The 6,088-nt window shown below is 72.0% G+C and carries 6 protein-coding genes and 1 pseudogene; 5 read left to right on the top strand and 2 right to left on the bottom strand.

Annotation, left to right across the window (positions count from 1 at the left end):
- Positions 1-241: pseudogene (locus H576_RS0111055) on the top strand (succinyldiaminopimelate transaminase); the annotation flags it as partial.
- Between the two features lie 142 nt (positions 242-383).
- Positions 384-1,679 (top strand): citrate synthase, encoded by a 1,296-nt coding sequence (locus tag H576_RS0111050; protein ID WP_084502700.1) that lies wholly within the window; start codon positions 384-386, stop codon positions 1,677-1,679.
- Between the two features lie 67 nt (positions 1,680-1,746).
- Here the strand turns inward: H576_RS0111050 and dapD are convergent, their stop codons facing one another.
- Positions 1,747-2,688 carry a 2,3,4,5-tetrahydropyridine-2,6-dicarboxylate N-succinyltransferase gene (gene dapD, locus H576_RS0111045; protein WP_029150987.1) on the bottom strand — a complete coding sequence of 314 codons (942 nt, stop codon included), beginning with the start codon at positions 2,686-2,688 and terminating at the stop codon, positions 1,747-1,749.
- Positions 2,689-2,736: 48 nt separating this feature from the next.
- On the opposite strand from dapD, the gene dapE reads away from it, so the two are divergent.
- The 3 genes from dapE to H576_RS16420 all read left to right on the top strand — a co-directional run bounded on the left by dapE (position 2,737) and on the right by H576_RS16420 (position 5,368).
- Complete coding sequence (gene dapE / locus H576_RS0111040) at positions 2,737-3,807, top strand: succinyl-diaminopimelate desuccinylase (protein WP_036320608.1); 1,071 nt, start codon at positions 2,737-2,739, stop codon at positions 3,805-3,807.
- Positions 3,789-5,069 (top strand): hypothetical protein, encoded by a 1,281-nt coding sequence (locus H576_RS0111035; protein WP_029150983.1) that lies wholly within the window; start codon positions 3,789-3,791, stop codon positions 5,067-5,069. The genes dapE and H576_RS0111035 overlap by 19 nt, the downstream gene beginning before the upstream one ends.
- 125 nt (positions 5,070-5,194) lie before the next feature.
- Positions 5,195-5,368 (top strand): DUF3117 domain-containing protein, encoded by a 174-nt coding sequence (locus H576_RS16420; protein ID WP_084502699.1) that lies wholly within the window; start codon positions 5,195-5,197, stop codon positions 5,366-5,368.
- A gap of 60 nt (positions 5,369-5,428) precedes the next feature.
- Here H576_RS16420 and H576_RS0111025 read toward each other — a convergent pair whose 3' ends face one another.
- Positions 5,429-6,055: an O-methyltransferase gene (locus H576_RS0111025; RefSeq protein ID WP_029150982.1), complete on the bottom strand. Its 627-nt coding sequence runs from the start codon at positions 6,053-6,055 to the stop codon at positions 5,429-5,431.
- Positions 6,056-6,088: the final 33 nt, after the last annotated feature.

Below are 6,088 nucleotides of genomic sequence, written 5' to 3'. Positions count from 1 at the left end.
CCTGAAGCCCGCTCTCGAGGCGGCGGGCTTCCGCGTCGACCGCAGCGAGGCCGGGCTCTACCTCTGGGCGACAGAGGGGCGCGACGCGTGGGAGTCGATGGACCGCCTCGCGGGTCTCGGGATCCTCGCGGGCCCCGGCGTGTTCTACGGGGGCTTCTTCCCGCGGCATGTGCGGCTCTCGCTCACCGCGACCGACGAGCGGATCGCGGCCGCCGCGGGCCGCCTCGCAGCCTCCGCTTAGAGGGATCCACAGGGCCGAGCCGCCCGATATTGCCGAGTTTCACAGTGGCGTGAGAGGCCGATAGGCTGTTGCAGGACATCCCCGCTCACCCCCGCGGGCGCGTCCGAATGCTCGACCGAAAAGCACAACGCAAGGAGGCGCCGTGAGCGACGCGGGACACCTGCCTGAGAAGGCCACGCTGACTGTCGGGGACAGGATCGCCGAGTTCCCGGTGCTCCCGGCCGTCGACGGCAAGGGCGCCATCGACGTGTCGACCTTCACGAAGCAGACGGGCTACACGGCCCTCGACTACGGGTTCGTCAACACGGCGTCGACCAAGTCGGACATCACCTACATCGACGGCGACAAGGGGATCCTGCGCTACCGCGGGTACCCGATCGACCAGCTCGCCGAGGGCTCGACGTTCCTCGAGGTCGCGTGGCTCCTGATCTACGGCGAGCTGCCGACGGCCTCCGAGCTCACCGACTTCGACGAGCGGATCCGCCGCCACACGCTGCTCCCCGAGGACCTCAAGCAGTTCTTCTCGGCGCTGCCCGACGCCGCGCACCCCATGGCCGTGCTCTCGTCGGCCGTCGCCGCGCTGTCGACGTACTACGAGGACGAGTCGGACCCCGCGAACCCCGAGCACGTCGAGCTCAACATCATCCGGCTCCTCGCGAAGCTGCCGGTCATCGCGGCGTACGCGCACAAGAAGTCGATCGGCCAGGCGTTCCTGTACCCCGACAACTCGCTCGGCTACGTCGAGAACTTCCTGCGCCTGAACTTCGGCAACATGGCCGAGCCGTACGAGATCGACCCCGTCATGGCGAAGGCGCTCGAGCGCCTGCTGATCCTCCACGAGGACCACGAGCAGAACGCGTCGACGTCGACCGTCCGCCTCGTCGGATCGACGGGGGCCGACCAGTTCGCGTCGGTCGCGGCGGGGATCCAGGCGCTCTCGGGCCCGCTGCACGGCGGCGCCAACGAGGCGGTCCTCAAGATGCTCGCGCAGATCCGCGACTCCGGCGAGGGCGTCGAGCGCTTCGTCGAGCGGGTCAAGAACAAGGAAGACGGCGTGAAGCTCATGGGCTTCGGGCACCGCGTCTACAAGAGCTTCGACCCGCGCGCGAAGATCGTGAAGCAGTCGGCCGACGAGGTCCTCGGCGCGCTCGGCGTCAGCGATCCGCTCCTCGATCTCGCGAAGCAGCTCGAGGAGGTCGCCCTCAACGACGAGTACTTCCAGTCGCGCAACCTCTACCCGAACGTCGACTTCTACACGGGCGTGATCTACAAGGCCCTCGGCTTCCCGACTCGCGTCTTCACGGTGCTGTTCGCGATCGGCCGGCTCCCCGGCTGGCTCGCCCAGTGGCGCGAGCAGAACCTCGACCGCCAGGGCAAGATCGGCCGCCCGCAGCAGCTCTACCTCGGCGCGCCCGAGCGCAGCTACCCGAACGCGTGATCGGCGACGCACAAGAGGCCCGCCCCCGGATCGCCGGGGAGCGGGCCTCTTGTGCGCGGGGCGCGGCTCAGGCGTGGAGCGTCTCGTTGAGGGTCACGCCGACGCCCCCACGGCGGCGCGCCTCGACGGATCCCGTCACCGAGTTGCGGATGAACAGCACGCCGTTCGCGCCTGAGAGCTGCGCGCCCTTCGCGATGGGCCGCGCGCCGTCGGCCGTCACGGGCTCGTCGGCCAGCAGGATCTTCGAGCTCGCCGTCACGTAGAGGCCGGCCTCGACGACGCAGTCGTCGCCGAGCGAGATCCCGATGCCGCTGTTCGCGCCGAGGAGCGTGCGGCTGCCGATCGACACGCGGTGCGTGCCGCCGCCCGAGAGCGTGCCCATGATCGAGGCGCCGCCGCCGATGTCGGATCCGTCGCCGACGACGACGCCCTGCGAGATGCGGCCCTCGACCATCGACGTGCCGAGCGTCCCCGCGTTGAAGTTCACGAAGCCCTCGTGCATGACGACGGTCCCGGGCGCGAGGTGGGCGCCGAGGCGCACGCGCGACGCGTCGGCGATGCGCACGCCCTCGGGGAGGACGTAGTCGGTGAGGCGCGGGAAGCGGTCCTGGGCGTAGACCTGGACGCCGGCGCGGCGCAGGGCGACGAGCCGCGCCGCCGCCGTCTCGGCCGTCATGGGGCCGCGGTTCGTCCACACGTTGTTCGGCAGGTGCCCGAACAGGCCGTCGAGGTTGATCGAGTTCGGCGCGACGACGCGGTGCGAGAGCAGGTGCAGGCGCAGGTAGGCGTCGCCCGTCGACGCGACGGGCGCGTCGAGGTCGATCTCGGTCCGAGCGACGCGGATCTCGACGTCGCGCTCCTCGTCGCGGCCCTCCTGGGCGGCGAGCCCGTCGTCGGAGGCCGCGAGCGGGCCGAGGGCGGGGGCGGGGTACCAGGTGTCGAGAACGGTGCCGTCGGCCGCGATGGTCGCGAGGCCGGCGCCGGATGCCCGGCGGGTGTCGTCAGTCATGCCCCTCAGCCTACGGGGGAGCCGCGCGCGCCCCGTAGGCTGAGGGGCATGCTCGACCTCCTGGCCTCATCGGCAGACATCACCCGCGCGATCTGCGACATCCCGAGCGAGTCCGGCGACGAGAAGCGCCTCGCCGACGCCATCGAGGAGGCGCTCGCGCCGCACGGCCATCTGACGGTCGTACGCGAGGGCGACACGATCATCGCCCGCACCGACCTCGGGCGCGACAGGCGCGTCGTGATCGCCGGACACATCGACACCGTGCCGATCAACCGCAACCTCCCGACGCGCGACGTCGAGGAGAGCGGCGAGCCCGTGATCTGGGGCCGCGGGACCGTCGACATGAAGGCCGGCGTCGCGGTGCAGCTCAAGCTCGCCGCCGAGCTCGCGGACCCGGCGATCGACATCACCTGGGTCTGGTACGACAACGAGGAGGTCGCCTCCGACCTCAACGGGCTCGGCCGCGTCGCGCGCCGGCGCCCCGAGCTCCTCCGCGGAGACTTCGCGATCCTCGGCGAGCCGTCGAACGGATCCGTCGAGGGCGGCTGCAACGGCACGCTGCGGGCCGTCGTGTCGACGCGCGGCATGCGCGCCCACAGCGCCCGGTGGTGGATCGGCGAGAACGCGATCCACCACGCCGCCCCGATCCTCGCGCGCCTCGCGGCGTACGACGCGAAGAGCGTCGAGGTCGAGGGCCTCGTGTACCGCGAGGGCCTCAACGCCGTGCGCATCTCGGGCGGCGTCGCGGGCAATGTGATCCCCGACGCCTGCGCCGTCGAGGTCAACTACCGCTTCGCGCCGTCGACGTCGGGCGAGGAGGCCGTGCGCCACGTGCGCGCCGTGTTCGAGGGCTTCGACGTCGAGATCGCCGACCTCGCGCCGGGCGCTCGGCCCGGCCTCGACGCGCCCCTCGCGCAGGCCTTCGTCGCGGCCGTGGGCGGGACCGCCGCCCCGAAGTACGGCTGGACCGACGTCGCGCGCTTCAGCGAGCTCGGGATCCCCGCCGTGAACTACGGGCCGGGCGATCCGCAGCTCGCGCACCACGACCAGGAGCGGGTCCCCGTCGCGCAGATCGACGCCGTCGAGCGGGGCCTCCGGGCATGGCTGACGGCGCGCTGACGGCCGAGGCGCCGCCCACCGTCCTCGCGCGCCTCGGCGGGTGGCGCGTCTGGCAGCGCGTCATCGCGGTGTATGCGGCCGCGCGCCTCGTGACGACCCTGCTGATGCTCGTGAGCTCGGCGCTCGCGCCGGCCGACGGGCGGCACGGGGAGAACCCGTCGATCCTCGACTACATCTCGGGATGGGACGCCGCCTGGTACCGCGAGATCGTCCTCAACGGGTACCCCAGCGATCTCCCGCGCGACGACTCGGGGAACGTCGCGCAGAACGCGTGGGCGTTCATGCCGATCTATCCCGTGATCGTGCGCGCCCTGTCGATCGTCGTCCCGGGCGCGGGGCTCGGCTCCGACGACGTCTGGGCGGTCGCCGACGCCTGGGGATGGTGCGCCGCGCTCGTCTCGCTCGTCGCGGGGTACGCGGCCTGCCGCGCGCTCTTCGCCGTCGTCGCGCCGCGCATGGGCGACGAGAAGGCGCTGTGGGCCGTCGCCTTCCTCGCGTTCAACCCCCTGGGGCTCATGTTCCAGGTCGGCTACGCCGAGTCGATGTGGCTCGCGTGCGTGCTCTGGGCCGTGTGGGCCCTCGAACGGCGCCGCTGGGTGTGGCTCTACGTCCTGATCCCGATCCTGGCGTTCACGCGGCCGGGCGAGCTCGCCCTGCCGCTCACGATCGCGCTCTACGGGATCTGGCGCCTGCTGCGCCGCCGCGAGGAGGAGATCCGCCGCTCCGAGGTCGTCCACATCCTGGCTCTCGGCGCGCTCGGGACCCTGCTGGGCTTCGCGTGGCCCGTCATCGCCGACGCCGTGACGGGCGATCCTTCGGGCTATCTCGACACCGAGCTCGCGTGGCGCCGCGGCTGGACGGGCGACGAGACGGGCGGCTTCCTCCCGGGCGGCGGGTGGGTCCAGGGCGCGTCCGTGTGGGCCGGGCTCTGGGGGATCCCCGCCTGGGCCGGCTACCTCCTCCTCGCGGCGATCGCCGCCAGCGCCGTGCTGCTCTTCCGCATCCCCGCGGTGCGGGCGCTGAGCATGGAGATGCGGCTCTGGGCGGCGAGCTACCTCGTGTACCTCGCGCTCGTGGTGTTCCCGCAGTCGTCGATCCTGCGCATGCTGCTTCCCGTCGCGCCCCTCGTCGCGGCGGCGATCGCCGGGACGCGGCTCCTCGGGTCGACGCGGGTGCTGATCCTCGCGGCGAGCGTCGCGGCGCAGTTCTGGTGGATCCACGAGATGTACGGCGTCGGGAACACCTACTACCTGATCCCGTGACCCCCTCCCGGGTGCGAAATGCGCAGCTTCGGCCGTCATCGCGCGACATTTGATCGATTCGCGAATAGGGCTGCTCCGATCGGCCGCATAAAATGGACGTACCGATCAGGAAGGGGAGCCAACCTATGGCTGCTATGAAGCCTCGCACCGGAGACGGACCCATGGAGGCCGTGAAGGAGGGGCGGGTCATCATCGTCCGCGTCCCGCTGGAGGGCGGCGGACGGCTCGTGGTCTCCGTCAACGACGATGAAGCGAAGGAGCTGCGCGACGCGCTGAACGGCGCGGTCGCCGCGGCCTGACGCCTCCCGCGAAGCGAAGCCGGGCCGGATCCCTCGGGGATCCGGCCCGGCTTCGTCGCGTCAGCGGCCGACGACGATCTGCAGGAGCCCCTCGCCCGCCGTCGCGAGCGACGCGACGACGCCCGCCGTCGCGAGCGTCTCGGTCACGAGCGTGCGGAAGTCGCTCGTCTGCGCGTCGCGCGCGACGGGGTCGGCGACGCGGCCGCCCTGCAGGACGCGCGGCACGAGGACGAGCCCGCCGGGGCGCGCGAGCCGCAGCGCGTGCGCGACGTCGTCGAGGGCCGTCGCGGGGTCGCCGTCGACGAGGACGACGTCGTATGCTCCCTCGTTCATGCGGGGGAGCACGTCGGATGCGCGGCCCGTGATGTATCGCACCCGAGACGCCGGGACATGCGCCGCCGAGAATGCCTCGCGCGCCGCGGCGAGGTGCTCGGGCTCCTTGTCGATCGTCGTCAGCACCGCGCCCGGCGCGCCGTGGAGCAGCCAGAGGCCCGAGACGCCCGCGCCTGTGCCGATCTCGATCATCGTCTTCGCGCTCGTGGCCGCAGCGGCGACGGCGCACTGCGCCCCGACGACGGCGCTGACGGGCGAGGCGCCGAGTTCGAGGGCGTGCTGTCGGGCCCGCTGGATGTGCTCGGGCTCCACGGTCACCTCGCGCACGAAACGTGCCACGGCGCTTTCAGTCATGCCCCACAGCCTATGCGTGCGGACCCTGGGTAA

Origin of the sequence: Microbacterium indicum DSM 19969 (genome assembly GCF_000422385.1) — a bacterium.
Taxonomy (GTDB): Bacteria; Actinomycetota; Actinomycetes; order Actinomycetales; family Microbacteriaceae; genus Microbacterium; species Microbacterium indicum.
Note: the sequence above shows the minus strand (reverse complement) of the source record. Positions and strands in the feature narration are given on the sequence as shown.

Coding starts and splice junctions, on each gene's coding strand:
- dapD (WP_029150987.1), bottom strand. CDS start 2,688: ATGACTGACGACACCCGCCGGGCATCCGGCGCCGGCCTCGCGACCATC.
- dapE (WP_036320608.1), top strand. CDS start 2,737: ATGCTCGACCTCCTGGCCTCATCGGCAGACATCACCCGCGCGATCTGC.
- H576_RS0111035 (WP_029150983.1), top strand. CDS start 3,789: ATGGCTGACGGCGCGCTGACGGCCGAGGCGCCGCCCACCGTCCTCGCG.
- H576_RS16420 (WP_084502699.1), top strand. CDS start 5,195: ATGGCTGCTATGAAGCCTCGCACCGGAGACGGACCCATGGAGGCCGTG.
- H576_RS0111025 (WP_029150982.1), bottom strand. CDS start 6,055: ATGACTGAAAGCGCCGTGGCACGTTTCGTGCGCGAGGTGACCGTGGAG.